The 26,322-nt window shown below is 71.9% G+C and carries 20 protein-coding genes; 7 read left to right on the plus strand and 13 right to left on the minus strand.

Annotated elements, in window-relative coordinates; genetic code table 11:
- Positions 1-13: 13 nt before the first annotated feature.
- From ACFY8U_RS16005 to ACFY8U_RS16020, 4 genes are all read right to left on the minus strand, one after another.
- Entirely contained in the window at positions 14-346 is a 333-nt protein-coding gene (locus ACFY8U_RS16005) for a hypothetical protein (protein ID WP_389570331.1), read from the minus strand.
- Positions 347-458: 112 nt separating this feature from the next.
- The gene (locus ACFY8U_RS16010) at positions 459-689 is read right to left on the minus strand and encodes a DUF6458 family protein (protein ID WP_361600397.1); all 231 of its coding nucleotides are present in this window, start codon (positions 687-689) and stop codon (positions 459-461) included.
- Between the two features lie 53 nt (positions 690-742).
- Positions 743-2,032 carry a M18 family aminopeptidase gene (locus ACFY8U_RS16015; protein ID WP_361754898.1) on the minus strand — a complete coding sequence of 430 codons (1,290 nt, stop codon included), beginning with the start codon at positions 2,030-2,032 and terminating at the stop codon, positions 743-745.
- Positions 2,033-2,140: 108 nt separating this feature from the next.
- Positions 2,141-3,970, minus strand: a complete 1,830-nt coding sequence (locus tag ACFY8U_RS16020) for an acyl-CoA dehydrogenase (RefSeq protein ID WP_361600400.1) — start codon at positions 3,968-3,970, stop codon at positions 2,141-2,143.
- A 232-nt stretch (positions 3,971-4,202) separates the two neighbouring features.
- Here ACFY8U_RS16020 and ACFY8U_RS16025 point away from each other — a divergent pair, with 232 nt between their 5' ends.
- The 3 genes from ACFY8U_RS16025 (at position 4,203) to ACFY8U_RS16035 (ending at position 7,073) form a co-directional block, all read left to right on the plus strand.
- Complete coding sequence (locus ACFY8U_RS16025) at positions 4,203-4,706, plus strand: SseB family protein (protein ID WP_361435275.1); 504 nt, start codon at positions 4,203-4,205, stop codon at positions 4,704-4,706.
- 114 nt (positions 4,707-4,820) lie between these two features.
- Positions 4,821-5,783 carry a pirin family protein gene (locus ACFY8U_RS16030; RefSeq protein ID WP_361754904.1) on the plus strand — a complete coding sequence of 321 codons (963 nt, stop codon included), beginning with the start codon at positions 4,821-4,823 and terminating at the stop codon, positions 5,781-5,783.
- A 222-nt stretch (positions 5,784-6,005) separates the two neighbouring features.
- Positions 6,006-7,073: an AI-2E family transporter gene (locus ACFY8U_RS16035; RefSeq protein WP_389570336.1), complete on the plus strand. Its 1,068-nt coding sequence runs from the start codon at positions 6,006-6,008 to the stop codon at positions 7,071-7,073.
- Position 7,074: 1 nt separating this feature from the next.
- Here the strand turns inward: ACFY8U_RS16035 and ACFY8U_RS16040 are convergent, their stop codons facing one another.
- Both ACFY8U_RS16040 and ACFY8U_RS16045 read right to left on the minus strand, forming a co-directional pair.
- Positions 7,075-7,893: an MBL fold metallo-hydrolase gene (locus tag ACFY8U_RS16040; RefSeq protein ID WP_389570338.1), complete on the minus strand. Its 819-nt coding sequence runs from the start codon at positions 7,891-7,893 to the stop codon at positions 7,075-7,077.
- A 175-nt stretch (positions 7,894-8,068) separates the two neighbouring features.
- Complete coding sequence (locus ACFY8U_RS16045) at positions 8,069-10,294, minus strand: SpoIIE family protein phosphatase (protein WP_389570340.1); 2,226 nt, start codon at positions 10,292-10,294, stop codon at positions 8,069-8,071.
- A gap of 138 nt (positions 10,295-10,432) precedes the next feature.
- Between ACFY8U_RS16045 and aspS the strand changes: the two genes are divergently transcribed.
- Positions 10,433-12,250 carry an aspartate--tRNA ligase gene (aspS, locus tag ACFY8U_RS16050; RefSeq protein WP_361754916.1) on the plus strand — a complete coding sequence of 606 codons (1,818 nt, stop codon included), beginning with the start codon at positions 10,433-10,435 and terminating at the stop codon, positions 12,248-12,250.
- A gap of 168 nt (positions 12,251-12,418) precedes the next feature.
- On the opposite strand, the gene metG is transcribed toward aspS, so the two are convergent.
- The gene (metG, locus tag ACFY8U_RS16055; protein ID WP_389570343.1) at positions 12,419-14,026 is read right to left on the minus strand and encodes a methionine--tRNA ligase; all 1,608 of its coding nucleotides are present in this window, start codon (positions 14,024-14,026) and stop codon (positions 12,419-12,421) included.
- 135 nt (positions 14,027-14,161) lie between these two features.
- Here metG and ACFY8U_RS16060 point away from each other — a divergent pair, with 135 nt between their 5' ends.
- Together ACFY8U_RS16060 and ACFY8U_RS16065 are read left to right on the plus strand one after the other, a co-directional pair.
- Complete coding sequence (locus tag ACFY8U_RS16060) at positions 14,162-14,815, plus strand: response regulator transcription factor (RefSeq protein ID WP_361435264.1); 654 nt, start codon at positions 14,162-14,164, stop codon at positions 14,813-14,815.
- Positions 14,812-16,026, plus strand: a complete 1,215-nt coding sequence (locus ACFY8U_RS16065) for a sensor histidine kinase (protein WP_389570345.1) — start codon at positions 14,812-14,814, stop codon at positions 16,024-16,026. The genes ACFY8U_RS16060 and ACFY8U_RS16065 overlap by 4 nt, the downstream gene beginning before the upstream one ends.
- On the opposite strand, the gene ACFY8U_RS16070 is transcribed toward ACFY8U_RS16065, so the two are convergent.
- On the minus strand, positions 15,993-17,696 hold the full coding sequence (locus ACFY8U_RS16070; protein ID WP_389570347.1) for a VWA domain-containing protein: 1,704 nt from the start codon (positions 17,694-17,696) through the stop codon (positions 15,993-15,995). The two genes, ACFY8U_RS16065 and ACFY8U_RS16070, sit on opposite strands and share 34 nt — an antisense overlap.
- A 485-nt stretch (positions 17,697-18,181) precedes the next feature.
- On the opposite strand from ACFY8U_RS16070, the gene ACFY8U_RS16075 reads away from it, so the two are divergent.
- Positions 18,182-20,254 (plus strand): PhoX family protein, encoded by a 2,073-nt coding sequence (locus ACFY8U_RS16075; protein ID WP_389570350.1) that lies wholly within the window; start codon positions 18,182-18,184, stop codon positions 20,252-20,254.
- A gap of 38 nt (positions 20,255-20,292) precedes the next feature.
- Here the strand turns inward: ACFY8U_RS16075 and ACFY8U_RS16080 are convergent, their stop codons facing one another.
- The 5 genes from ACFY8U_RS16080 to ACFY8U_RS16100 all read right to left on the minus strand — a co-directional run bounded on the left by ACFY8U_RS16080 (position 20,293) and on the right by ACFY8U_RS16100 (position 26,322).
- Positions 20,293-21,282 carry a hypothetical protein gene (locus tag ACFY8U_RS16080; RefSeq protein ID WP_361600446.1) on the minus strand — a complete coding sequence of 330 codons (990 nt, stop codon included), beginning with the start codon at positions 21,280-21,282 and terminating at the stop codon, positions 20,293-20,295.
- Positions 21,283-21,355: 73 nt separating this feature from the next.
- Complete coding sequence (locus ACFY8U_RS16085) at positions 21,356-22,828, minus strand: APC family permease (RefSeq protein ID WP_389570353.1); 1,473 nt, start codon at positions 22,826-22,828, stop codon at positions 21,356-21,358.
- Positions 22,829-23,025: 197 nt separating this feature from the next.
- Positions 23,026-24,984 (minus strand): FUSC family protein, encoded by a 1,959-nt coding sequence (locus ACFY8U_RS16090; protein WP_389570356.1) that lies wholly within the window; start codon positions 24,982-24,984, stop codon positions 23,026-23,028.
- Between the two features lie 55 nt (positions 24,985-25,039).
- The gene (locus ACFY8U_RS16095) at positions 25,040-25,279 is read right to left on the minus strand and encodes a DUF2630 family protein (protein ID WP_361435840.1); all 240 of its coding nucleotides are present in this window, start codon (positions 25,277-25,279) and stop codon (positions 25,040-25,042) included.
- A gap of 26 nt (positions 25,280-25,305) precedes the next feature.
- Entirely contained in the window at positions 25,306-26,322 is a 1,017-nt protein-coding gene (locus tag ACFY8U_RS16100) for an endonuclease/exonuclease/phosphatase family protein (protein ID WP_389570358.1), read from the minus strand.

A 26,322-nucleotide genomic window follows, 5' to 3' on the forward strand; every position in this document is an offset into this window, starting at 1 on the left:
GCCCGTAGCCCCGCTAGCGCACGATCCCCTGGTTGCGGGACGGCCGCCCGGCCGCCCCGTCCAGACAGCCGGCCACCCACGCCCGAGGGTCGTGGGTGGCCGGTCTGCCGCCCATGCCCGTCCGCTGCATCTCCGCGCACTCGCCGTCCCGCAGCTCCCGGAACTTGGCGATCCGGAGGGCCTGCACGTATCCGCCCTCGTAGGCGATGTCGGTGCCCCAGGGCGGGCGTTCGTCGTACCTGGCGACGACGTAGCCGGCCACGGCCGTGCCGATCAGCACGGCCGTGGCGAGGCAGGCGACGAACTTCCCCCGGGGAGGGCCCTGGTGACGGTCCATGGGTTCCATGGGGCCGACGGTGCCAGGGGGCACCTTTCCCCGATGTTTCGCGTGGCGTCACGCGGAGCCCTGTTCCGCGGGTGTTCCGTCGGCCGCCCCGTCTCTCTCGCGTCGAGGCGGCTCAGTAACCGCGGTCGCGCCGTTCCTCCTCCACCACCGTGGGGCCGACGGCCGGGGGAACGACGACCCGTCGGCGCCGGGCGATGCTGGTGAAGGTCGCCACGCCGATAAGACCGACCGCCATCATGATCAGCCCGACCAGGTCGAGGTTGATGCCGTCGAGTTCCCAGTCCGTGGCGAACGTGAGGATCGCGCCGACGGCTATGAGGATGATGCACCCTCCCAGTCCCATGAATCCCGCCTCCTAAGGGGGTAGTCGGGATCGGGTACCCGGGTTTCCGCGCGTCATCCCTCCAGGAAGGCCACCAGCGCGTTGGCGAGGAGGTACGGGTCGTCGGCGCCGCAGAGTTCGCGGGCGCTGTGCATCGACAGGCAGGCGACGCCGATGTCGACCGTGCTGATGCCGTGGCGGGCCGCCGTGATGGGGCCGATCGTCGTGCCGCAGGGCATGTCGTTGTTGGAGACGAAGGTCTGCCACGGCACGCCGGCCCGCTCGCAGGCCGCGGCGAAGACGGCCCGGCCGCTGCCGTCGGTGGCGTACCGCTGGTTGACGTTCACCTTGAGGATCGGGCCGCCGTTGGGGCGGGGGTGGTGCGTCGGGTCGTGGCGCTCCGCGTAGTTGGGGTGGACCGCGTGGCCGACGTCCGAGGAGAGGCAGATCGATCCTGCGAAGGCGCGGGCGCGGTCCTCGTAGGCGCCGCCGCGGGCGTAGACGGAGCGCTCCAGGACGTTGCCGAGGAGCGGGCCCTGGGCGCCGGTGTCGGCCTCGGAGCCGTTCTCCTCGTGGTCGAAGGCGGCGAGGACCGGGATGTACGGGAGGTCCCCGCGACCCGAGACGGCGGCCAGCGCGGCCACGCCCGCGTGGACGGAGATCAGGTTGTCCATGCGCGGCCCCGCGAGGAGTTCGCGGTCGCGGCCGAGGTAGGCGGGGGCCTCGATGGCGTGGACCATCAGGTCCCATCCGCCGACGTCCTCCGCGTCGACGCCCGCCTCCTCCGCCACGAAGCGGATCAGGTCGCCCTCGTGGACGTCGCCGAGGCCCCAGATCGGCTGCATGTGGCGCTGCCGTTCGAGCTTGAGGCCTTCGTTGGCCTGGCGGTCGAGGTGGATCGCGAGCTGCGGGACGCGCAGCACCGCGCGGTCCACGTTCACCAGGTGGTGGCTGCCGTCCCGCAGCGTCAGACGGCCCGCGAGGCCGAGGTCGCGGTCGAGCCAGGTGTTCAGCAGCGTCCCGCCGTAGATCTCCACGGCGACCTGGCGCCAGCCCCGGGCGCCCATGTCGGGCTGCGGCTTGACGCGAAGGTTGGGGGAGTCGGTGTGTGCGCCGACGATCCGGAACGGGGTGTGCGCCGTGGCACCTTCCGGCACGAACCAGGCGATGAGCGCGCCGCCGCGGATGACGTACTTCCCGCCGGTCGTCCCGTCCCAGGCGGCGGTCTCCTCGACCTGCCGGAAGCCTGCCTTCTCCAGGCGTGAGGCGGCGTTCGCCACGGCGTGGTACGGCGACGGGGAAGCCGCCAGGAAGGTCATGAGGTCGTCGGTGTGGCCGCGGTCGAAGCGGGCGGTGCTCGTCATGGGTTCACCTTACGCACGCCCCGGAATACGGCGCCGGGGGCCCGAAAGACGGAACGGCCCGCTCCCCTCCCCGGGAGCGAGCCGTTCCTCGTTGGACGAGATGCGCTCTTAGAACGCGGCCTCGTCCAGGTCCATCAGCGAGCCGTCGACGGCCTCGGCCAGTGCGCGCTCGGCGCTGACGCCCGGCAGGACGTTGGCGGCGAAGAACTTCGCGGCCGCGATCTTGCCGGCGTAGAACGCCTGGTCCTTGGCGGAGGCGCCGGCGGCCAGCTTCTCGGCGGCGACGGCCGCACCCTTCAGCAGCAGGTAGCCGACGACCACGTCGCCGGAGGCCATGAGCAGGCGGGTGGTGTTGAGGCCGACCTTGTAGATGTTCTTGACGTCCTCGCCGGTCGCGGTGAGGTCGGTGAGCATCGTGCCGACGATGCCCTCCAGGTCCACGGCCGCCTTGGCGAGCGCGTCGCGGGCGCCGGCCAGCTCCTCGCCGCCGGTGCCGACCGCGAGGAACTTCTTGATCTCCTCGGCCAGCGCGTTCAGGGACGCCCCCTGGTCGCGGACGATCTTGCGGAAGAAGAAGTCCTGGCCCTGGATGGCCGTGGTGCCCTCGTAGAGGGTGTCGATCTTGGCGTCCCGGATGTACTGCTCGATCGGGTACTCCTGCAGGAAGCCGGAGCCGCCGAAGGTCTGGAGCGACTGCGCGAGCTGCTCGTAGCCCTTCTCGGAGCCGTAGCCCTTCACGATCGGCAGCAGCAGGTCGTTCAGGCCGATCTCGGCCTTCGCGTCCTCGCCGGCGGCCTCCTTGAGCTGGATCGCGTCCTGCACGGCGGCCGTGTAGAGGACCAGGGAGCGCATGCCCTCCGCGTACGCCTTCTGCGTCATCAGCGAGCGGCGGACGTCGGGGTGGTGCGTGATGGTGACCTTGGGCGCGGCCTTGTCCATGAAGTTCGCCAGGTCGGTGCCCTGGACGCGCTCCTTGGCGTACTCCAGGGCGTTGAGGTAGCCCGTGGAGAGGGTGGAGATCGCCTTCGTGCCGACCATCATGCGGGCGAACTCGATGATGAGGAACATCTGGCGGATGCCGTCGTGCTTGTCGCCGATCAGCCAGCCCTTGGCGGGGTGCTGGTCGCCGAAGGTCATCTCGCACGTGTTGGAGGCCTTGAGGCCCATCTTGTGCTCGACGTTGGTGGCGTACACGCCGTTGCGCTCGCCCAGCTCGCCGGTCTCCCAGTCGAAGTGGTACTTCGGCACGAGGAAGAGGGAGAGGCCCTTGGTGCCCGGGCCGTGGCCCTCGGGGCGGGCGAGGACGTAGTGGAGGATGTTCTCCTCCATGTCGTGCTCACCGGAGGTGATGAAGCGCTTCACGCCCTCGATGTGCCAGGAGCCGTCGTCCTGCTGGACCGCCTTCGTGCGGCCGGCGCCGACGTCCGAGCCCGCGTCGGGCTCGGTGAGGACCATGGTGGAGCCCCACTGGCGCTCGACGGCGATCTGCGCGACCTTCTTCTGCGCCTCGTTGCCCTCGTTGAAGAGGATGCCGGCGAAGGCCGGGCCGGAGGAGTACATCCACACGGCCGGGTTGGCGCCGAGGATCAGCTCCGCGTAGGCCCAGATCAGGGAGCGCGGGGAGGTGGTGCCGCCGATCTCCTCGGGCAGGCCGAGGCGCCAGTACTCGGAGTCCATGAAGGCCTTGTAGGACTTCTTGAAGCTGGCCGGGACCGGGGCGGTGTTCGTCTCGGGGTCGAAGACCGGGGGGTTGCGGTCGGCGTCGGCGAAGGACTCGGCCAGCTCGTTCTCGGAGAGGCGGGTCAGCTCCTCCAGGACGCTCTTGGCGGTCTCGACGTCCATCTCCTCGAACGGACCGGTGCCGTACACCTTGTCGCGCCCGAGCACCTCGAAGAGGTTGAACTCGATGTCGCGGAGATTCGACTTGTAGTGCCCCATGGCGACGGCTCCGTAAGGATCGGGGAGGCAGGTTCCTCGTACACGTACCAGCGAGTAGCTAATGCTCTCAATCGATAATGCTACCCGCCGGTAATAAGAAGCAACCCCTATCCGGTCATCTGTGACGACAATCGCTGTGCCGGCCGGTGGGGACAGGGTTACCACCCGGCTTGCGGGGCGACCACCCCGTAGGGGTCCCGGCAGGGGTGGCGCGGTCGATAGTCTGGGCACCATGTACGGCTACGACCAGACTCCGGGCGCCCAGCAGTACGCGCCCCCTCCGCAGCAGGGCATGCACCCCGGCATGCAGCCGGGCATGCAGGGCGGTGCCCCGCAGGGCGGGTACGGTCAGCAGCCGCCCCTGTACCCCGAGCCCTCACCCCCCTCCCTCGCCGACGCCGTACGGGCCTTCACGACCGGGTCCCTGTCGGCCGAGGACTTCCAGCAGATCTTCGCGACCTCGAAGGTCTACTGCCCCCGCGGCGACAACCCCGGCTTCCTGGCCCTGCACAACACCCAGCAGCCGGTCATCCCGATGTTCACCTCGCTCAAGGAGCTGCGGCGGTACGCGGGCAAGGAGTCGAAGTACTTCGTGATCACCGGCGCCGAGGTGATCGACCTCCTCCCGACCGGCTACGGCTTCGTCCTCGACATGGAGGGCGACCACCGGATGGTCTTCGACGCGAAGGCCGTCGAGCAGATGGTCGATTTCGCGATGCGGCGGATGTACGGCTGACGCAGGCTGGAGACGTGGGAGAGCGCCCGGGAGGAATTCCTCCCGGGCGCTCCGCGTTCCGGGTGGCAGGAAGTTCATTGTTCAACTAAAGTGGTCGCACAAGGAGGTCCCGCCATGCCCGCTGTGACTGTCGAGAACCCGCTCACCCTGCCGCGCGTCGCCGCCCCGGCCGACGCCGTCTCCCGCCCCGTGCTCGCCGTGACCACGGCCCCGTCCGGATTCGAGGGCGAGGGCTTCCCGGTGCGCCGCGCGTTCGCCGGGATCAACTACCAGTACCTCGACCCGTTCATCATGATGGACCAGATGGGAGAGGTGGAGTACGCCCCCGGGGAGCCCAAGGGCACCCCCTGGCACCCCCACCGCGGCTTCGAGACCGTCACGTACATCATCGACGGGATCTTCGACCACCAGGACTCCAACGGCGGTGGCGGCACCATCACCAACGGCGACACCCAGTGGATGACCGCCGGCTCGGGGCTGCTCCACATCGAGGCCCCGCCGGAGTCCCTCGTCGTCAGCGGCGGACTCTTCCACGGGCTCCAGCTGTGGGTGAACCTGCCCGCCTCCGACAAGATGATGGCCCCGCGCTACCAGGACATCCGCGGCGGCCAGGTGCAGCTGCTCACCTCCCCCGACGGCGGCGCGCTGATCCGCGTCATCGCGGGCGAGCTCGACGGCCACGCCGGACCGGGCGTCACGCACACCCCGATCTCGATGATCCACGCGACGATCCGGCCGGGCGCCGAGGTGACCCTGCCGTGGCGCGAGGACTTCAACGGGCTCGTCTACGTGCTCGCGGGGCGGGGCTCCGTCGGTACGGAGCGCAGGCCGGTCCACATGGGCCAGACCGCGGTCTTCGGCAAGGGCGGCGCGCTCACCGTCCGGGCCGACGAGAAGCAGGACGGGCACACGCCCGATCTGGAGGTCGTCGTCCTCGGCGGGCAGCCGATCCGTGAGCCGATGGCGCACTACGGCCCGTTCGTCATGAACACCCAGGCCGAACTCCGCCAGGCCTTCGAGGACTTCCAGGCGGGCCGGCTCGGCACGATCCCGGCGGTGCACGGGATGGGCGAGTAGGCGAGTAGGGGACGAGTGCGGTACGGGTACGGGCCCCAGGCCGGTCCCCGTACGGGCATGGTTCCACGGGGTCGGGTGCGACGCGCCCGGCCCCGTACGCGTGTGTCGGCGCGGGCTCGCTTCCGTGCCGGGACCCGCGCCCGCACCGCCTCCTGACGGGGCGTCACTCGTCCGGGCCCGCAGCGCAGGACGACACGCCGGGCGGCGTGGTCCGGTGGACGGGTGCAGACGCCGAGCCCCCGCCCCCTCCTCCCCGAGGCCGCCCGACGGGTCGCCGCCTGGTGCGTCGTCCTGCTGCTCGTCGCCGGGGTCGCCGCCGTCGGGATCTGGCTGTGCGTGGTGTTCCAGACGGCCGTCACGCCCGTCCTGCTCGCCATCCTCGGCACCGCGCTCCTCGGCCCGCTCCACCGGCGCCTCGTGCGGATGAAGGTGCAGAAGTCGCTGGCCGCCGGGCTCACCGTCCTCGCGGTCCTCGGCTTCGTCGGCGGCGCCACCTACATCGTCGTCCTCGCGCTGATCGAGACCGGTGACCAGATCGTCGCCTCGCTGCGGCAGGCCGCCGTCGACATCGCCGACCATCTGGGCGCGGCCGGGACCTCGATCGACGACCTCTCCAAGAACGCGAAGGCGCTCCTGGAGAAGTTCGGCGGGACCGCCGCCTCCGGGGTGATCTCGGGGCTGAGCGTCGTCGGCCAGGTGGCCGCCATGGCCGTCCTCGCCCTGCTGCTGATCTTCTTCTTCCTCCGGGACTCCGACAAGGCCGCCGGCGCCCTGCGCTCGCTCGCCCCTCACTCGACCGGCGAGACCATGGAGGCCATGGGCCGCCGCGCCTTCGAGGCCGTCGAGGGCTTCATGCGCGGGACGACCGTCGTCGCCCTCGTCGACGCGATCCTCATCACCGTCGGGCTGCTGATCCTGCGGGTGCCCGGCGCCGTCGGGCTCGGCGCGCTGGTCTTCGTCACCGCCTACATCCCGTACCTCGGCGCCTTCCTCTCCGGGGCCGTCGCCGTCCTCGTCGCCCTCGCCGACCGGGGTTTCGTCATCGCGCTCTGGGTCCTCGGCGTGGTCCTCGCCGTCCAGGTCATCGAGGGGAACGTCCTCCAGCCCATGATCCAGAGCCGGACCGTGCAGATGCACCCGGCCCTCGTCATGCTCGCCATCACGGCCGGCGCGTCCGTCGCCGGGATCCTGGGCATGCTGCTCGCCGTCCCCGTGACGGCGGCCGCCTTCGGGGTGATCGGCGAGCTGCGCGGACGGTACGGGCAGGAGGCGTCCGCGCCGGACCGGTGACTCAGGTGGCCGCCGGCATCCCGCCCGGCTCGAAGGTCGCCAGCATCTGCTCCAGCGCGGCCTGGTCCGGGCCCACGAACGGGTCCGCGTCCGGGGCCATCGTGATCGTCTCGATCATCAGGTCGGTCATCCGCACCGCGGGCGGCAGATGGGTGGAGAGCACGATCTCCGGGTTCATCTCCCGCAGCGGATCGATCGTCGCCCCGTACTTCGCCGGGTCCACGACGTGCACCCACGGGCTGTCCACGGATGCCCACAGCAGCTGTGCCTGCCGCAGCTCCTCGGGCTTGAGGTCGTTCGCGTGCCCGCTCTCGGCGAGCTCCGCGGTCGGCATCGGCCCGCCGAAGCAGTCGGAGCTGAAGCAGATCCGGGTCTTCTCGTCGTAGAAGCCGACCGTGGCCGGGTTGTCGAAGAGCGGTGGCTTGAAGGCGCGCAGCATGCGGTCGCCGACATCGAGGGACTGGCCGGGGTTGAGGAAGTAGACGCGGTCCATCGGCAGCGGACGCTCGGTCGTCATGATCCCGGCACCGATGAAGGTGGTCACGACCTTCGCCCGGGGCGCGGCCACGAGCAGGTCGAAGATGCCGCCCGTGTGGTCGCGGTCGGGGTGCGTGAGCCAGATCCAGCGGACATCGGCGGGATCCATGACCGAGCCGAGCGTGTTGACGAAGTCCCGGTCGGATATCGAGACACCGGTGTCGACGACGACCGGTTCAGCGGCGGTGACGACGTATGCGCTGATGGGGAGGTGGCCGATGCCCGGCACTTCGAGGCTGTCGGCCAGGACGGTGGTGTCGCTTCCGACCTTGTGGGTGTCCATGAGGTGCTCCGTGGTCCCCCCGGCGACGGCGGGCGTACGCCACCAGTCTCCTCCGCGGCGGCGGGCCTCGCGCGTTGCGCGGACCGGCGCCCGGCCGTGGAGACGCAGCGCGGCCGGGCCCCGGAGGGGAAGCCGCGCTGCCTCTCCCCGCCCACCGCGCTCCCCGGCCTGCCTCCTACGCGCAGCAGCCCTTCTCCGAGGGGGGCTCGTGGAGTTCGAACCAGATGGACTTGCCCTCTCCCCGCGGGTCGACGCCCCACGCGTGCGCCAGCATCTCCATCAGGACCAGGCCACGTCCCGACGACGCCATCTCCCCCGGATGCCGCCTGTGCGGCAGCTCGTCGCTGCCGTCGGAGACCTCCACGCGCAGCCGGCGGGCGTCCTCGGCGCAGGTCACCTCGGCGACGAGGAGCGCGTCGCCGTCCGTGTGGATGAGGACGTTGGTGACCATCTCGGAGACCATCAGGACCGCCGAGTCGAGCTGGTCCTCGTCCCTCCAGTCGTGCAGCAGCTGCCGCATGTGCTGGCGGGCGGCCGCGATCCGCTCCGGCTCCGCCTGCGCGATGGTCATCATGGTGCGGCGCGGGGCCTCGCGGACGGCCGGACCCTGGCGGGAGACGAGCAGGAGGGCGATGTCGTCCTCGCGCCGGTCGGCGAGCGGCCCGGTGGTGTGGTGCGAGCCGGGCCCGTGGACGGCCTCGACGAGGCTGTCGGCCAGGTCCTCCAAGGAGTCGTCGGCGTGCCCTTCGAGGAGCGCGCGGATCCGTTCCCAGCCGCTGTCGAGGTCGTGGCCGCCGGTCTCCAGGAGCCCGTCGGTGCACATCATCAGGGTCTCGCCGGGCTCCAGGGTGAACCGGGTCGTCGGGTAGTCGGTGTCCGGGACGATGCCGAGGGGCAGACCGCCGGCGGTGGGGCGCAGCAGTACCGTTCCGTCGGTCATCCGGACCGCCGGGTCGGGGTGCCCGGCGCGGGCGATGTCCACGACGCCGGTGACCGGGTCGATCTCCAGGTAGAGGCAGGTCGCGAAGCGCGGACCGACGTCATGGCCACGCCCGTCCGGCCCCCCGGCACCATTCGGCCCCCCGCCCCCGTACGACGCGACACCCCCGTCCGGCGCGCCCCCGTCCGGCGCGCCCCCGTTCGGGTGTTCTCCGCGGCCGCGGGCGGCACCGTCCGCCGCGGTCTCGGTCGCGTCCCCGTCGGTGATCCCGTACAGGAAGCGCGAGGCACGGGAGAGGACGGCGTCGGGGCGGTGGCCCTCGGAGGCGTACGCGCGCAGGGCGATCCGCAGCTGGCCCATCAGCCCGGCGGCGCGCACGTCGTGACCCTGGACGTCGCCGATCACGAGCGCGATGCGGCCGCCCGGCAGCTGGATCATGTCGTACCAGTCGCCGCCGACCTGGAGCCCGCCGCCGGTCGGCACGTACCGGGCGGCGACGTGCAGGCCCGGGATGCCGGGCCCGAGGACGGGCATCATCGTGCGCTGCAGCCCGAGCGACAGCTCGCGCTCGGACTCGGCGACACCGGCGCGGGCGAGGGCCTGGGCGAGCATCCGGGCGACCGTGGTGAGGACGGAGCGCTCGTCGGGGGTGAAGGCGACGGGGTGCTTGAAGGCGGCCATCCAGGCGCCCATGGTGCGGCCGGCGACGATCAGCGGGAGGTACGCCCAGGACTGCCTGCCGAAGCGTTGCGCGAGCGGCCAGGTCACCGGGAAGCGCCGCAGGTACTCCTCGGGTGTCGGGAGGTAGATCGCCCGCCCGGTCCGTACGACCTCGGCCGCCGGGTAGTCGGTGTCCACCGACATCGAGGTGAAGGGGCCCTCGTCGCCCGTGTTGTGCCCGTGGTGGCCGATGATCGTCAGCCGTTCGCCCGCGACTCCGAAGACGGCGAGTCCGTCCGGCGAGAAGCCCGGCATGGAGAGGGAGGCGGCGACCCGCAGCACCTCGGCGGTCGACCGGGCCTCGGCGAGCGCCCGGCCCGCGTCGAGCAGGAACGCCTCGCGCGAGCGGCGCCAGTCGCCGGTGACGGGCGTGCGGGCGGCGGTGCCGGGCTGGGGCTCGGCGACCTCCTGGAGGGTGCCGACGAGTTCGTAGTCGTCACCCTCGATGAGCGGCTTGGACCTGCTCCGTACCGTACGGAGCACCCGTCCGTCGCCGTCCATGATCCGCAGCCTGGCCTCGGCGAGGGTCCCTTCGGCGACGGCGAGGTTCACGACCCCGTCGATCTCGTTCCAGTCGACGGGATGAAACCGGGAGCGTACGGCCGCTTCCGTGAGCTGGACCGGTTCGGCGGGCAGCCCGAGCAGCCGGGCCGCCTCGGCGTCGAGCGTCACGGTCCCGGAAGCGTTGTCCCAGCGCCACAGGCCGGTCGCGATCGCGGCCAGGACGTCCTCGGTGCGCATTGCCCTACTTTATGAATATCGGACAGCAGGTCGCCACTGAGCGTATTCGAAAAGCGATCTTGGGTCTCCCGGTACGCTTGGTGGGTCTGCCGTCACGGCGGCACACCCCCATGGATCCCGAAGACTGGATGAACGACGATGCATCGGTACAGGTCCCACACCTGCGGCGAGCTCCGCGCCTCTGACGTCGGCACCGACGTCCGGCTGAGCGGCTGGCTGCACAATCGGCGCGACCTGGGCGGCATCCTCTTCATCGATCTGCGCGATCACTACGGCATCACGCAGCTCGTCGCCCGGCCCGGCACCGCCGCCGCCGAAGTGCTCGACAAGCTGACGAAGGAGACCGTCGTCCGCGTGGACGGCAAGGTCGTCTCGCGTGGCGCGGAGAACGTCAACCCGGAGCTCGCCACCGGCGAGATCGAGATCGAGGCCGCCACGGTCGAGGTCCTGGGCGCGGCCAAGCAGATCCCGTTCACCATCAACGCCGACGACGGCGTGAACGAGGAGCGGCGCCTGGAGTACCGCTTCCTCGACCTGCGCCGCGAGCGCATGCACCGCAACATCATGCTGCGCTCCGCCGTCATCGCCTCCATCCGCTCCAAGATGGTGGCCCTCGGCTTCAACGAGATGGCGACCCCGATCCTCGCCGCGACCTCCCCCGAGGGCGCCCGTGACTTCGTGGTCCCGTCCCGTCTGAACCCGGGCAAGTTCTACGCGCTGCCGCAGGCGCCGCAGCAGTTCAAGCAGCTGCTGATGATCTCCGGCTTCGACCGCTACTTCCAAATCGCGCCCTGCTTCCGCGACGAGGACGCGCGCGCCGACCGTTCGCCGGGCGAGTTCTACCAGCTCGACGTCGAGATGAGCTTCGTCGAGCAGGAAGACGTCTTCCAGCCGATCGAGAAGCTCATGACGGAGCTGTTCGAGGAGTTCGGCGGCGGCCGTCACGTCACGTCCCCGTTCCCGCGGATCCCGTTCCGCGAGTCGATGCTCAAGTACGGCAACGACAAGCCCGACCTGCGTACGGCCCTCGAACTCGTCGACATCTCCGACGTGTTCGAGAACTCGGAGTTCAAGGCGTTCGCGGGCAAGCACGTGCGTGCGCTCGCGGTGCCGAACACCGGTGACCAGCCGCGCAAGTTCTTCGACTCCCTCGGCGACTTCGCGGTCTCCCTGGGCGCGAAGGGCCTGGCCTGGGTCCGCGTCGGCGAGGGCAACGCCCTGACCGGCCCGATCGCCAAGTTCCTCACCGAGGAGAACGTCAAGGTCCTCACCGAGCGCCTCGGCCTCGAGCCGGGCCACGCGATCTTCTTCGGCGCGGGCGAGTTCGACGAGGTCTCCAAGATCATGGGCCCGGTCCGGGTCGAGGCCGCCAAGCGCGCCGGCCAGTTCGAGGAGAACGTCTTCCGCTTCGCGTGGATCGTCGACTTCCCGATGTACGAGCGGGACGAGGAGACCGGCAAGATCGACTTCTCGCACAACCCGTTCTCCATGCCGCAGGGCGGCCTCGAGGCCCTGGAGACGCAGGACCCGCTGGACGTCCTCGGCTGGCAGTACGACATCGTCTGCAACGGCATCGAGCTGTCCTCCGGGGCGATCCGGAACCACGAGCCCGAGATCATGTTCAAGGCCTTCGAGATCGCGGGCTACTCGCGCGAGACGGTCGAGCACGAGTTCGCGGGCATGCTCCGCGCCTTCGAGTACGGCGCCCCGCCGCACGGCGGCATCGCCCCGGGCGTGGACCGCATCGTGATGCTCCTGGCCGACGAGCCGAACATCCGCGAGACGATCGCCTTCCCGCTCAACGGCAACGCCCAGGACCTCCTGATGGGCGCCCCGACGGAACTCGACGAGGCCCGCCTGAAGGAGCTGAACATCCAGCTCCGCAAGCCGGTCGAGACGAAGGTCGTCACGGACCGCCCGGTGACGGACGCGGTCCACCCGGACGCGGCGCGGTAGTCACACCGCCTGGAGCACGGAAGGGCCCGGAATCCCCTCGGATTCCGGGCCCTTCGTCGTCACCGGACCAGCGCGGCGATGCGGCGCGCAGGCCCGTTACGCAGAACGCCCGGCCGGGGAGAGCCCGGCCGGGCGTTCTGTGCGCAGGGGGTGCGTGCGGGACGAGCCTTACGCCGTCTTCGGCTCCTCCAGGCGCGGGAAGAGCACCGCGCCCTTCGTCACCGTCGTGCCCGCCGGGAGTCGGCCCCAGTCGCCGGCCGACTGGACCGGCTGGGCGGCCAAGGCGCCCAGGGACGCCTCCGCGCCCAGGGAGTCCCAGAGCTTCTGGGAGGTCTCCGGCATGATCGCGTTCAGCAGGACCGCCACACCGCGCAGCGACTCGGCCGCCGTGTACAGGATCGTCGCCAGGCGGGCGCGGCCCGCCGTGGAGTCGTCCTTGGCGACCTTCCACGGCTCCTGCTCCGTGATGTAGCCGTTGACCTGCTTCACGAAGTCGAAGATCGCCAGGATGCCGCCCTGGAAGTCCAGCTCCTCGCCGATCTTCTGGTCGGCCGTCGCGACCGCCTTCGCCAGGCCCTCGTGGATCGCCTTCTCCGCGTCGCCGTCGGCCGTCGCGGCCGGCAGGGCGCCGTCGAAGTACTTGCCGACCATCGCCGCGACCCGGGACGCCAGGTTGCCGTAGTCGTTCGCGAGCTCGCTCGTGTAGCGGGCGGTGAAGTCCTCCCAGGAGAACGAGCCGTCCTGGCCGAACGCGATCGCCCGCAGGAAGTACCAGCGGTACGCGTCCACGCCGAAGTGCGAGGTCAGGTCCTGCGGCTTGATGCCGGTCAGGTTCGACTTCGACATCTTCTCGCCGCCGACCATCAGCCAGCCGTTCGCCGCCACACGGCCCGGGACCGGCAGGCCCTGCGCCATGAGCATCGCCGGCCAGATGATCGCGTGGAACCGGAGGATGTCCTTGCCGATGAGGTGGACGTTCGCCGGGAAGGTCTCGTCGAACTTCTCCGGGTTCTCGTTGTAGCCGACCGCCGTCGCGTAGTTCAGGAGCGCGTCGATCCACACGTAGATCACGTGCTTGTCGTCCCACGGGACCGGGACGCCCCAGTCGAACGTCGAGCGCGAGATCGAGAGGTCCTCGAGGCCCTGCTTGACGAAGTTCACGACCTCGTTGCGCGCCGACTCCGGCTGGACGAAGCCCGGGTTCGACTCGTAGAACTCGATCAGCTTCGGGCCGTACTCGCTCAGCTTGAAGAAGTAGTTCTCCTCCTTGAGGATCTCCACCGGCTTCTTGTGGACGGCGCACAGCTTCGTGCCGTCCTCCGCCTCGATGAGATCGCCGGGGAGCTTGTACTCCTCACAGCCCACGCAGTACGGGCCTTCGTACCCGCCCTTGTAGATCTCGCCCTTGTCGTACAGGTCCTGCACGAACTCCTGGACGCGGTCCGTGTGACGCTTCTCCGTCGTCCGGATGAAGTCGTCATTCGCGATGTTCAGGTGCTCCCAGAGGGGCTTCCACGCCTCCTCGACGAGCTTGTCGCACCAGGCCTGGGGCGTGACGTTGTTCGCCTCGGCCGTGCGCATGATCTTCTGACCGTGCTCGTCCGTGCCGGTGAGGTACCACACCTTCTCGCCGCGCTGACGGTGCCAGCGCGTGAGCACGTCGCCTGCGACGGTCGTGTAGGCGTGGCCCAGGTGAGGAGCGTCGTTGACGTAGTAGATGGGGGTCGAGACGTAGAACGCCTTCGCCCCCTGCTTCTCGGATCCAGTGGCCGCCATGGTCGAAATCCTAACGGGCAGTTCAAGATCCACTCACATCGATAACCGAGGGGTGGGACGGGGCGGGAGCGTGGAGACGTCCGCGAAACGTTGGGCGGCTTAGAAAGAGCCGTGACCGGCAGCGAGGAAGAGATCATGCGCGTACTAGTCGCCGAGGACGAGGAGGTCCTCGCGGAGCTTCTCGCCACCGGCCTGCGGCGGGCCGGCTTCGCCGTCGACACCGTCTACAGCGGCGACGCCGCCCTCGCCTACCTGGGCCTGCACGACTACGACGTCGTCGTCCTCGACCGCGACCTGCCCCGCGTCCACGGCGACGACGTGGCCCGCGCTCTCGTCGCCCGCACCGCCCGGACCCGGATCCTGATGCTGACCGCGTCCGCCTCCACCGAGGACCGCGTCGAGGGGCTCGACCTCGGCGCCGACGACTATCTGGGCAAGCCCTTCGAGTTCCCCGAGCTGGTCTCCCGCGTCCGCGCGCTGCGGCGGCGCAGCGCCCGGCCCGTACCGCCGCTCCTCGACCGTGCGGGGGTGGTGATGGACACCGTACGGAGGACCGTGACGCGGGACGGCCGGGCGCTCGACCTGTCGCCGAAGGAGTTCTCCGTGCTCCAGATCCTGCTGGAGGCGGACGGCGCCACGGTCTCCGCCGAGGAGCTCCTGGAGCGGGCCTGGGACGCGCACACCGACCCCTTCACCGGCGCGGTACGGGTCTGCATGAGCAAGCTGCGCGGCAAGCTCGGCGAGCCCGCGCTGATCCGGACGGTCCAGGGCGTGGGGTACGCGCTGTGAGCGCGGGTGTGCTGGGCTCCGGCTCGACGATCCGGACCCGGATCGCCCTCGTGTACGGGGGCGTCTTCGTCGTCCTCGGCGGGTGCCTCCTGACGATCGTGAACCTGCTGTCCCGGGCCGGTACCGAGGGCGAGGCGGAGGCCATCGCGGCGCGCGTACGGGTCGTGGCGCCGTTCGAGACGGTCACCGCGTACCGGCTGAGCGACGACGTCAGCCGGGCCGCCGGCGAGCAGATGCTCATGTGGTCCTGCCTCGCCCTGGCCGTCATGGCGTTCGGCGCGGTCGCGGTCGGCTGGTGGACGGCGGGGCGGGTCCTGCGGCCGGTCCACGAGATGACGGCGCGGGCGCGGCTGCTCTCGGAGCGGAACCCCACGGACGGGGTCCGGGGGAGGATCGGCGCGAGCGGGCCGGACGACGAGCTGAAGGAGCTCGGCGACACGATCGACGCGCTGCTCGGTCGGCTGGAGGCCGCGTTCGACAGCCAGCGGCGGTTCATCGCGAACGCCTCGCACGAGCTGCGGACCCCGCTCGCCACGCAGCGCGCCGCGATCCAGATCGGGCTCGACGACGCGACCGAGGTCAAGCAGGTGCTGCTGGACACCAACCGGCGCAGTGAACGGCTCATCGACGGGCTGCTGGTGCTGGCCCGGAGTGAGCGGGGGCTGGAGGAGCGGGAGGACGTACGGCTGGGGGAGGTGGTCGCGGAGGAGTGCGAGGCGTTCGGGGTGGAGTGCGGCGGGGACGGCGGCGGGGTGGGCGGCGCCGGTGGCGGTGCCGGTGGCGGGGCGGGCGGTGACGGTGGCGGTCGTGTCGTACGGGGGAGCAGGGTGCTGCTCGGGCAGCTCGTACGGAACCTCGTCGCGAACGCCGTCGCCTACAACGTCCCCGGGGGGTCCGTGGAGGTGCGGGTGGACGGTGGCGTGGTGACCGTCGTGAACACGGGGCCGGTGGTGGCGGCCGATGAGGTGCCGGGGCTCTTCGAGCCGTTCCGGCGGGGCGAGGGGCGCGACCGGATGGGTCCGGGGGCCGGGCTCGGTCTGTCGATCGTCCGGTCGATCGCGGCGGCCCACGGGGGCACGGTGGGGGCGGTGGCCCGGGGTGAGCGGGAGGGCGGCGGCCTGGTGGTGACGGTGACGTTGCCCGTCACCGGCACCACCAGGTCTGCTGTGGGCCCTGCTCAGATCTCCCAGGTGGAGAGCAGCCCGCGGTAGAAGTCGGCGTGGGCGGTCTCCGACGGGGCCGGGCCGGCGAGGTAGTGGCCGGTACGGGGGGCGGTGAGCTTACGGACGTAGTCGAACGCCTTGTTGTCCTCCTCGCCCCACGCGACGAACTGCCAGTGGATCGGGCGCTCGGCGGCCTCGGCGAGCGCCTGGGTGGCGGCCGTCTTGGACTCGGGGGCGCCGTCGGTCTGGAAGACGACGAAGGCGGGGCGGGCGGGGTCGGTCTTCGCGTGGTGCGCGAGGACCTCTTCGACGGCGCGGTGGTAGTTGGTACGGCCGAGGCGGCCGAGGCCCGCGTTGATCTCGTCGATGCGGCCGTCGATGCCGGCGGGGCGGAGTTCGGCGGTGCCGTCGATGTCCGTGGAGAAGAAGACGGCGGTGACGGTGGCGTCCTCGGTGAGGTGCGCGGCGAGGGCGACGGTCTGCTCGGCGAGGCGCTGGACGGAGCCGTCCTTGAAGTACCCGCGCATCGACCCGGACCGGTCGACGACGAGGTACACGGCGACAGGCGCCGCCCCGACGAGCCCGCGCTCCTTGAGCACGGCCGCGGCGGCGTCGTACGCCTCGACGAGCTGCGGCGCGTCGGTGGCGAGGGTGCTGTCGGGGGTGGGCTCGTCCGCGACGACCGCGGCGGCGGCGACCGGCTCGGGCGCGGCGGCGACCGGCTCGTCCGCTGCGGGCTCGGGCTCGGGCTCGTCCTCGGCCGGGGCGGCGGCTTCCTGCTCGGTGGCCGGGGTGGCCTCGGGCTCGGTGGTGGCCGGTGCGTCCGCTGCGGCTTCCGCCTCGGCGGGGGCGGTCTCCGGCTCGGTGACGGCGGTTTCGTCCGCGACCGGCTCGGCCTCCGCCGCGACGGGCTCGGTGGCGACCGGCTCGTCCGTTACGGCCTCGGCCTCGGCCGGAGTGGCCTCGGGCTCGGTGGTGGCCGGTGCGTCCGCTGCGGCTTCCGCCTCGGCGGGGGCGGTCTCCGGCTCGGTAACGGCGGTTTCCGCGACCGGCTCGGCCTCCGCCGCGACCGGCTCGGCCTCGTCCGAGGCGGGCGCCTCGGCGGCGGGCTCCTCCTGCGCGGCCTCGGCCTCCGCCTCGCCCTTGTCGGCGACCTCGGCCACGGCCTCCTCCGCCGGCGCGGCCGCCGTCTCGGCGGCGGCCTCGGCCTGCGGCTCGTCCGCCACCTCGGGGGCAGCCTCGGTCTCCGGCTCCGCCGCGACCTGCTCGGCAGCCGCCTCCGCGACGGGCTCCTCCGAAGGCGTGGCCTCCGCCTCGGCAGGCTCCGGTGCCTCCTCCGACAAAGGCGCCTCCGCCTCCGCCTCGGCAGGCTCCGGCTTCGCCTCCGCGACCGGCTCCGTCGTGGCCTGCTTGGGCAGGTCCGCCACGGCCGGGGCAGCCTCCGCCTCCGGCTCCGCCGGCTTCTCCGTGGCCGGTTCGGCCTCGGCGTCCGGCTGCTGGGCCGTCCTCGCCGCAGGGACCTTCGGGTTGTCGAAGGCCGCCGCCACCAGGTCGTCCGCCGCGCGCCGGGCCTCGTCCTCCGTCGGGGGCGGCGTCGGCGCGGGGTCCTCCTGGCGGGACGGGGCCGCCTGGGGCGGGACGGAGGTTGCCGGGGAATCGGCGTGCCGTTCCGCACGATCGCGTCCGAACACCTTGCGCAGCAAGCTCCGAATGCCCATGGGCGAGGCCTTTCGCATGAGTTGGGTGCGGTGAATGTCCGTACTGGGAGGAATCATCCCTGGCCAGGGCGGACACGTAAGGTTAGCGGCCCCTGGTGTGTCGCCCCCGGCGCCCCAACCGGAGCCGGAATCCTAGCCCCCGCACGCCCGATTCGCACCGGAATCGTGCGCCCGACCGGCCCTTCGCCGCCCCCAAGCGGACCCGGAATCCCGGCCCCCGGACCACCCCCGAACGGCCCCTGGCCCCTCGCCCCTCGGCCCGTCCGCGCCGCGTACTCCCCCCGCGCACCCCCAACCGCCCCCGGGCGGCCACCCCGTCCTCCCCCAACCGCCCCCGAATCAGACCCCGTTCCCGCTCATTCATTCGGCGTTCACTTCCGCGCCGCCCCCGTGCAGATGTGTGCACATAACGTCACCGCCGAACGGGAATCCCGACACCATGTCGGGACCAAGGGGCGGCGCAGTAAGCGCCGGAGGAGGACCAAGTGCGCAAACTGCTGCCGCTGCTGAGCACCAACCCGCACGGAGGCGGCCGTTCCGCCCTCACCTGTCGGTTCCGCTGTGGTGACGCCTGCTTCCATGAGGTGCCCAACACCAGCGACAACGAGTACGTCGGTGACGTCATAGCCGGCGCTCTCTCGCGTCGTTCCATGGTGCGCGCCGCCGCTGTCGTGACCGTCGCCGCCGCTGCCGGCAGCGCCGTCATCGGCTCGGGTGGCGCCACGCCCGCCGTCGCCGCGGCCAACTCGGACGCCGCCACCGCCGCCGCCAAGGGCCGCCCCGTCGCCGACGGAGCCCGTGGTCTCCGCTTCACGCCCGTCGCGCCCAACACGGCCGACAAGGTCACGGTGCCCGCCGGCTACGAGCAGAACGTGGTCATCCGCTGGGGCGAGCCGATCCTCCGCGGCGCACCGGCCTTCGACGCCGACAAGCAGACCGCCGCCGCGCAGGCCGGCCAGTTCGGCTACAACAACGACTTCCTGAGCCTCCTCCCCCTCCCCGGGGAGCGGGACCGCCAGATCCTCGTCGCGAACCACGAGTACACCGACGAGATCCTGATGTTCAAGGCGTACGACGCCGCCAACCCGACCCGCGAGCAGGTCGAGATCGCCTGGGCCGCCCACGGCTTCTCCGTCGTCGTGGTCCAGGAGGAGAAGCGTTCCGGCAAGCTCACGCCGGTCACGCGCCACCCGCTCAACCGCCGTCTCCACACCACCAGCGAGTTCGAGCTGACCGGCCCCGCCGCCGGCTCCGCGCTCCTGAAGACCTCCGTCGACCCGACCGGCCGCAAGGTCCTCGGCACGCTCAACAACTGCGCCGGCGGCACCACCCCCTGGGGCACCACGCTGCACGGCGAGGAGAACTTCAACCAGTACTTCGCCAACGGCTCCAGCGCCACCGACAAGCGCTACGGCATAGGCACCGGCGCCTCCGAGCGCAAGTGGGAGCGGTTCGACAAGCGCTTCGACCTCGCGCAGGAGCCCAACGAGGCCCACCGTCAGGGCTGGGTCGTCGAGCTCGACCCGTACGACCCCGAGTCCATCCCGAAGAAGCGCACCGCGCTCGGCCGCTTCAAGCACGAGGCGGCGCAGCCCCGCCTCACCGCCGACGGCCGCCCGGTCGTCTACATGGGTGACGACGAGCGCTTCGACTACTTCTACAAGTTCGTCTCGTCGAAGCGGATGATGAAGGGCAACTCCCGCGCCGCCCACGCCCACAACCTGACCCTGCTCGACGAGGGCACCCTCTACGTCGCCAAGCTGACCGGCGACAGCCCGGCCGCCCAGATCGACGGCACCGGCAAGCTCCCGAACGACGGCGAGTTCGACGGCTCCGGCGTCTGGATCCCGCTGGCCACCGGCGACGTCTCGCACGTCGAGGGCATGACCGCCGCGGAGGTGTACGTCTTCACCCGCCTCGCCGGTGACAAGGTCGGCGCCACCAAGATGGACCGTCCCGAGGACGTCGAGCCGTCCCCGCGCTCCGGCCGGGTCTACGTCGCGCTCACCAACAACTCCGACCGCGGCAAGGCCGGCAAGGCCCCGGCGGACGAGGCCAACCCGCGCAACCTCAACAAGCACGGCCAGATCCTGGAGCTCGCCGAGCACTGGGACGACCCGGCCTCGGACGGTTTCGCCTGGCGTCTCTTCCTCGTCGCGGGCGACCCGAACGACCCGGCCACGTACTTCGCGGGCTTCCCCAAGGACAAGGTCTCCCCGATCTCCTGCCCCGACAACGTCGCCTTCGACCCGCACGGCAACCTGTGGATCTCCACCGACGGCGCCCAGCTCGGCTCGCACGACGGCCTGTTCGGTGTCGCCACCCAGGGCGAGCGGCGCGGTGAGATCAAGCAGTTCCTGACCGTCCCCAAGGGCGCCGAGACCTGCGGCCCGATCATCCAGGACCGCCGCGTGATCGTCGCGGTCCAGCACCCGGGCGAGCTCGACGGCGCCTCCGTCGAGAACCCCAAGTCGGAGTGGCCCGACGGACCGGGCAAGATCGTCCGCCCGTCGGTCGTCTCCGTCTGGCGCAAGGACGGCCGCGACATCGGCGTCTGAGCCCGCTGAACGTGGTGTGAGGGGCGTGGCACCGCCCCTCACACCACTCCCAGACCCTCCCTGAACCGTACGAACTGCTCCTCCGGGTCCCCCGTGTACGCCCATGGCACCCATGCCGCCCGCGTCCCGAGCATCCCGAGCACCTCGCGCGCCACCTCCACCTGGCCCGCGTAACAGGCCGCGTGTGCCAGGTAGTTGAGGTCCGGTACCTCTTCCGGCGCCACCGGGCCGCCCGGCTCGCGGCCACCGATCCACCGCTCGAACGTGCGGCGCAGCTCGTCCACCGCCAGCTCGTGCTTCCAGTGCTGGTCGAAGCCACGCACGGGACCTCGCCCGAGCGCCCCGTCCGCGATGTAGCGGTACTCCTCCACCCGCGCCACCTGCACCAGGACCGGCAGCGGCGACCCGGGCGGCGCGACACCGGCCGCGTCCCGCGCGAAGTCGTACATCGCCCCGTGCGTGCCGTGCCACCGCGCCGACCAGTAGCGCATCACCTGCGCGTGTCCCTCGGTGTTGTACGGGTCGCGGCGCCGCAACTCGTCGAACCACTGCCGCAGTTCTCGGCGCGGCACCCCGCCCTCGTACAGCCGGGCCACCGAGAGCAGCGAGACCCACGGCATCGGGTCCGCCGGGGCCGCCTCCGTCGCCCGCAGACAGGCGTCGACGGTCGCGTCGACCCGCCCCCGGTCCACGACCGTGCCCCGGCCGGCGGCGATCGCCGTGTCGAAGACCCGCACCACCTCGGTGGCCGCCCGCAGCACCGCCGCGTCCGGGCTGTCCGGCTCCGCCGCCCGCCACGCCTCGACCGACGAACTGCCCGCGGCCGCGTGCGCGAGGAGCCGCACCCGGTGTGTCCGGCGCGCCCAGTCCTCACCGGTGTCCCGCAGCAGATCCCGTACGCCCTGCCAACGGCCGATGACGATGTCGTGCCGCGCCTCGGTGAGAGCGCGGTCGCCGAAGTCCGGGTCGAAGACGGGGGTGAAGCGGGCCGCGCGGGCCGAGCGCCCCGATCGGCGGAGAGCGGCCATCCAGGTCCTCCCTCGGAAGCCATGAAGCCAGAAGCCGTGAAGCCGGAAGCCGTGACGCCGGCGGCGCCTCGTGTCAGAAGTCCGTCGCCAGTGATTCGTCCGTCCTGCGTGCCCGCGCCGTGCTCGGTGCGAACGGCTCCGCGGCCGCCAGCGCGCGCGCCGCGTCGAGCCGCGCCGGGCGGTAGTACGCGCTGCCCCGGCGCCAGTACACGAGCATCGGGACCACGCCCACCAGCAGCCCGCCCAGGCCGATGACCCGTGACGTCGTGGTCAGTTCGCCGAGCGACTCGACGAACGCCCACAGCATGAAAGCCGCCCCGAGCAGTGGCCAGACGCCCCCGACGAGGAAGTTCCGTACGGAGCTGAGCAGCATCCCCCGGTACGCGACCACCGCGGCGATCCCGCCGAGGCCGTAGTAGAACGCGATCAGCAGGCCGATCGCGGACACCGCGTCGCTGAGGATCCGCCCCATCGGACCGGCGGCCGCCGCCGCGCCGAACATCAGCAGCGCGGCTCCCCCCACGGCGGCGATCGCCACCCACGGGGTGTTCCAGCGCCGGTGCACGGTCCCGAGCGCGGCCGGCATCGTGCGGTCGCGGCCCATCGCGAAGAGCGAGCGGGTCACCTGGATGAGGGTGGTCTCCAGGGTGGCGATCGTGGACAGCAGGACCGCCACGACCAGCAGCTTTCCCCCCACTCCCGGCCAGATCTCCTGGCCGAGCACGGCCAGGACGTTCGCGCCCGCGGACTCGATCTGCCCCGAGGTCAGGAGCACGTTGACCGCGACCGTGAACGCCTCGAAGACCAGGAAGACGACTCCGACGCCGACGATCGCGGCGAGCCCGGCCGTGCGACGGCTGTTCCGGGTCTCCTCGCTGAGGTTGCTGGTGACATCCCAGCCCCAGTAGTAGAACGCGGCGATCAGCGCGCCCGAGGCGAAGCCCGCCGGGCCGTCGAAGTGGCCGAAGCCGAACCAGGACCAGTCGAACGCGGTCGCGTGGCCGCGGTGCAGCAGCGCGGCCAGGATGAAGGCGACGAGGATGAACATCTCGACGCCCGACATGATCAGTTGGGCCCGTACGGTGAGCCGGGCGCCGCCCAGGACGACGAGCAGCATCATCAGGAACCAGCCGGCGCCGACGGCCGCGGCGAGCGGGGTGTTGTCGGCGAGCCCGGGATCGACGAGGGAGAGCGTCAGCGCGCCGGCGGGGAGCGATCCGGCGACCATGAAGACGGTCGCGGAGACGACGAGGGCCCAGCCGGAGAGGAAGCCGAGGAAGGGGTGGAGGGTGCGGCCCACCCAGGAGTAGCCGGCGCCCGCGTTGACGTCGATCCTGCCGAGGCGCGCGTAGGCGAGGACGATGCCGAGCATGGGTATCGCGCAGTAGAGCAGCGCCGCGGGTCCGGCGAGGCCGACCGCGCCGAAGAGCACGGCCGTGGTGGCGGCCAGGGAGTAGGCGGGCGCACTGCCCGCGACGGCCATGACGATGGTGTCGAAGGTCCCGAGAACATTGGGCTGGAGCCCTCTGCCGGTGGTCGTGCGCATGGCGGCTGTCCTTGGGGGGCACGGGAGCGGTGCAGGACGAAGTGACCGTGCCGCCGAGTCAGTTGTTCGCCGGACCGCGCACGGATCAAGGTGAATCGAGCGCATCGTAGTCGCCCGGACGGATTCCGGTAACGGCGGATGGAACCTTCCGTTCTGTGACCGCCGGTAAGGGCATCGGTGCGCCCCCAGCGGGGCGTTTAGCCCGCGGTGGCGCGGGGAGTGGCGATCGCGCGGGCCGCCATGACCTCCTGGCGCAGCGGGGCGAGCACGCCCTCCTCGTCGCCCGTCAGTTCCGTCCGTACCTCGATGAGGACGTCCGTGCCACGCAGCCCGTCGGCGAGTTCCCGCAACTGCTGCTCCACCGCCGTGACTTCCTCCCGGGCCGGGGGCGGGGCGCCGTGGTTGACACGGACCCGGGCGGCGGTCGTCGCGTCGACGATCCGCTCGACGGCGACGACCAGCGGCCACCAGGCGGAGGCCACGGTGCCGGTCGGCGGCGGTTCGGTCAGGGCGCGCTGGAACTCGGAGCGTACGGCGGACAGATCGCGGTACAGCTTCCGCCGGGCCCGCAGACGGGCGGGCGGGTCCTCGTCCTCCGGCGAGCAGAACGCCTGCGTCACATAGGCCGCCGAGTCGGCGACGGAGTCCGCGAGCCGGTCGCCGATCCGGCTGTGCCAGGACTCCGGCCAGAGCAGATAGCCGGCGACCAGGGCGATCCCGCAGCCGATGAGGGAGTCGTAGAGCCGGGGCAGCACCAGGTCGAAGCCCTGCTGGTTGAGGAGGTCGGAGAGCAGCAGGATGACGGGGGTGATCGCCGCGGTCTGGAAGGCGTACCCCTTGGCGGAGAAGGCGGGGATGAGCGCGGCGAGGACGATCATCACCGGCACGTCCCACCATCCGCGCGGCACCTCGGCGAGGACGAGCGCGGCCGTGACGAGCCCGACGGCCGTGCCGAACGCGCGCAGCACGGCCCGGGAGAAGACCGAGCCGAAGTCCGGCTTCATCACGAAGGTGACGGTGAGGGCGACCCAGTACGAGCGGGGCACCTCGATCACCGAGACCACCGACTGGGCGAGGCCGATGCAGAGCGCGAGCCGCAGCCCGTACCGCCAGGACTCCTCGGAGAGCAGGACCCCGCGCACCACCCGGCGGGACCTGACCCGCAGCGCGGCGGGGCGCCCGAGACGGTCGTCCACGTTGTAGGGGTTGGGCTCCGCCTGGCGGACGACCGTGGCCGCGTGGCGCAGGGCCTGGTCGACGGCCTTCTCGGCGGGGCGTGTGGCGTCGGGGAGGTCGAGGTCGGGGATGTCGGTACGGCCCTCCCCGACCGCGTCGGCGAGTGCGCGCACGGCGGCCGGGATCGCCGGGTGCAGGGGGCGGTGGAAGCGGCGGGCGGCGACGTGGGCGGCCGGGGCGGCCTCCACGAGGGCGATGACCGCGTTGAGCTGGGCCAGCAGCCGTACGAGGATCGGCGCGCGGCCGTGCTCGCGGGCGCGGCGGGCGAGGACGAGGTCGTACGACTGGTTGAGGGAGGCGGTGACATCTTGGCGCCGCTCGTCGTACGCGTCGGTGCCGGCGGCTTCGAGGACGTCGGCGACGGCCCGGTAGGTGCCGGCCACGGCGGTCCGCTCGGGGACCCCGCCGCGCAGCGGCCAGCCGAGCAGGGTCAGGACGAGGACGAAGGCCCCGCCGATCCCGAGCAGCAGGGGCGGCTTCCACCAGGGATCGGGCATCGGCAGGCCGGCGCCGACGACCGCGTTGAGGAGCAGCAGCAGGCCGGACACGGAGGCGACGGCGCCGATCGAGGAGATCATCCCGGAGACGAGCGCGATCAGGGTGAGCACGGCGACGGCGAGCCAGCCTTCGCCGTACACGAGGCTGCCGAGGGTGACTCCGAGAGCGCCGAAGAGCTGGGGGACGGCGATGTTGTAGAACCGCATGCGGTACGCGTCGGCGGTGTCGCCGATGACCCCGGAGAGGGCGCCCATGGAGACCAGGGCCCCGTAGACGGGCTGGTCGACGGCGAGTCCGACGGCGAGCGGGGCGGACAGCGCGACGGAGGCGCGGGCGACGGCGGCCCAGGGGATGGGCGCGGGGGCCGGACGGAGCCCGGCGGTGAGCCAGGGCGGTGGGGTGAGCCGCGCGGGACGTGCCATGGGGCTCACGGTACGGGGGCGGCGCGTGCCTGCCGGGGAGGCGGACGGGGCGGTGTCAGCTGCGGTATCCCTCCACCTCCGCCGCCGGGCGGACGGCCGCCGTGTCCGGGTCCTCGCCGAACTCGACCTTCGCGCGGCGCTGGCGCAACAGGTCCCAGCACTGGTCCAGTTGCACCTCCAGCTCGGCGAGCCGCGTCCGCTCCTCCGGGAGGAGCCCGCCCATCCGCTGGCGCAGGGCCCGCTCCTCCTCGACGAGGGTGCCGATGTTCGTGAGGATCTGCTCGTCGTCGTACATCCGGTCCATGGTTCCAGCGTCGCCGATCAGCGCCCGGCGTGCAGGTCGAGCTCGGTCAGGACGGCCCGGTGGTCCGACCCCGCGAGGTCGAGGAACCGCACGTCACGCACCCGGAAGTCGTCGCTGACCAGCACGTGGTCGATCTGGACGTACGGCGGCAGGGGCAGCTCACGCGGCCAGGTCGGGGTCCGCGCGGCGCCCCCGAGCCGCGCGGCGTCGTGCAGCCGGCCCGCGTCGAGGACGGCGCGGAACGCGGCATGGTCCTGGGAGGCGTTGAAGTCGCCGGCCAGGAGCACCGGGGCGCCGTCGCGGTGCGCGGCGGCGAACTCCGCCACCCGCGCCAGCTCGCGCTTCCACAGGTCGACCTGGCGGGGGATCGGCGGGAGCGGGTGCGCGAGCCGCAGCTCGACGTCCCGGCCCCCGATCCGGGCGCCCGCGCCCGGCATGCCCATCGCGGCCGGGATCGGGGGCCGGGGGGTCAGCGGGTACGCGCTCAGGATCACGGAGCCGGTCGAGCCCTCGCCGTCCACGACCGCGCGGTGCGGATGGCTGCCGGCCAGGGCCGCGGTGAGGGCGCGGACGCAGGCGTGGTCGCACTCGGAGACGTACACGAGCTGCGGCCGTTCCCGTCGTACGGCCTCGGTGAGGGCCTCCGTCGCCTGGCCGAACTCGACGTTGGCGGTGAGTACCCGGAGCCGTTCGACGACGGGCCCGCGGGCGGTGGTGGTGTCCGGCCCGTACGGCAGCGTGAACCAGGCGGTGACGGCGAGGGCGAGGACCGCGAAGCCCGCGAGCGCCCGCCGCCGGGCGCCCGTCGCGAGCAGTGCCGCGAGGCCTGCCGGGACGGTGAGCCAGGGCAGGAACGACAGCGCCTGCGGTACGGGAGTGACCGCGTCGGTGCCGAGGAGGCGGCAGCCCGTGACGACCGTCGGTACGGCCACGAGCAGGCCCGCGGCCCAGGCGGCGAGGCGCCGTCCGGGCCGGGGAGAGGTCGGAGGGGATGCGGGCGCGGGGGACGGGTGTTCTGCCAGGACGTGCTCCAC

The sequence above is a fragment of the Streptomyces sp. NPDC012508 genome, assembly GCF_042902595.1.
Lineage (GTDB): Bacteria > Actinomycetota > Actinomycetes > Streptomycetales > Streptomycetaceae > Streptomyces.

Bases quoted from the DNA above. Each gene is read 5' to 3' on its own strand.
- ACFY8U_RS16010 (WP_361600397.1), bottom strand. From the start codon at position 689: ATGGGACTGGGAGGGTGCATCATCCTCATAGCCGTCGGCGCGATCCTC.
- ACFY8U_RS16015 (WP_361754898.1), bottom strand. From the start codon at position 2,032: ATGACGAGCACCGCCCGCTTCGACCGCGGCCACACCGACGACCTCATG.
- ACFY8U_RS16060 (WP_361435264.1), top strand. From the start codon at position 14,162: ATGCGCGTACTAGTCGCCGAGGACGAGGAGGTCCTCGCGGAGCTTCTC.
- ACFY8U_RS16085 (WP_389570353.1), bottom strand. From the start codon at position 22,828: ATGCGCACGACCACCGGCAGAGGGCTCCAGCCCAATGTTCTCGGGACC.
- ACFY8U_RS16020 (WP_361600400.1), bottom strand. From the start codon at position 3,970: ATGGGGCACTACAAGTCGAATCTCCGCGACATCGAGTTCAACCTCTTC.
- ACFY8U_RS16030 (WP_361754904.1), top strand. From the start codon at position 4,821: ATGCCCGCTGTGACTGTCGAGAACCCGCTCACCCTGCCGCGCGTCGCC.
- ACFY8U_RS16095 (WP_361435840.1), bottom strand. From the start codon at position 25,279: ATGTACGACGACGAGCAGATCCTCACGAACATCGGCACCCTCGTCGAG.
- aspS (WP_361754916.1), top strand. From the start codon at position 10,433: ATGCATCGGTACAGGTCCCACACCTGCGGCGAGCTCCGCGCCTCTGAC.
- ACFY8U_RS16090 (WP_389570356.1), bottom strand. From the start codon at position 24,984: ATGGCACGTCCCGCGCGGCTCACCCCACCGCCCTGGCTCACCGCCGGG.
- ACFY8U_RS16080 (WP_361600446.1), bottom strand. From the start codon at position 21,282: ATGGCCGCTCTCCGCCGATCGGGGCGCTCGGCCCGCGCGGCCCGCTTC.
- metG (WP_389570343.1), bottom strand. From the start codon at position 14,026: ATGGCGGCCACTGGATCCGAGAAGCAGGGGGCGAAGGCGTTCTACGTC.
- ACFY8U_RS16040 (WP_389570338.1), bottom strand. From the start codon at position 7,893: ATGGACACCCACAAGGTCGGAAGCGACACCACCGTCCTGGCCGACAGC.
- ACFY8U_RS16025 (WP_361435275.1), top strand. From the start codon at position 4,203: ATGTACGGCTACGACCAGACTCCGGGCGCCCAGCAGTACGCGCCCCCT.
- ACFY8U_RS16005 (WP_389570331.1), bottom strand. From the start codon at position 346: ATGGAACCCATGGACCGTCACCAGGGCCCTCCCCGGGGGAAGTTCGTC.
- ACFY8U_RS16045 (WP_389570340.1), bottom strand. From the start codon at position 10,294: ATGCGCACCGAGGACGTCCTGGCCGCGATCGCGACCGGCCTGTGGCGC.
- ACFY8U_RS16070 (WP_389570347.1), bottom strand. From the start codon at position 17,696: ATGGGCATTCGGAGCTTGCTGCGCAAGGTGTTCGGACGCGATCGTGCG.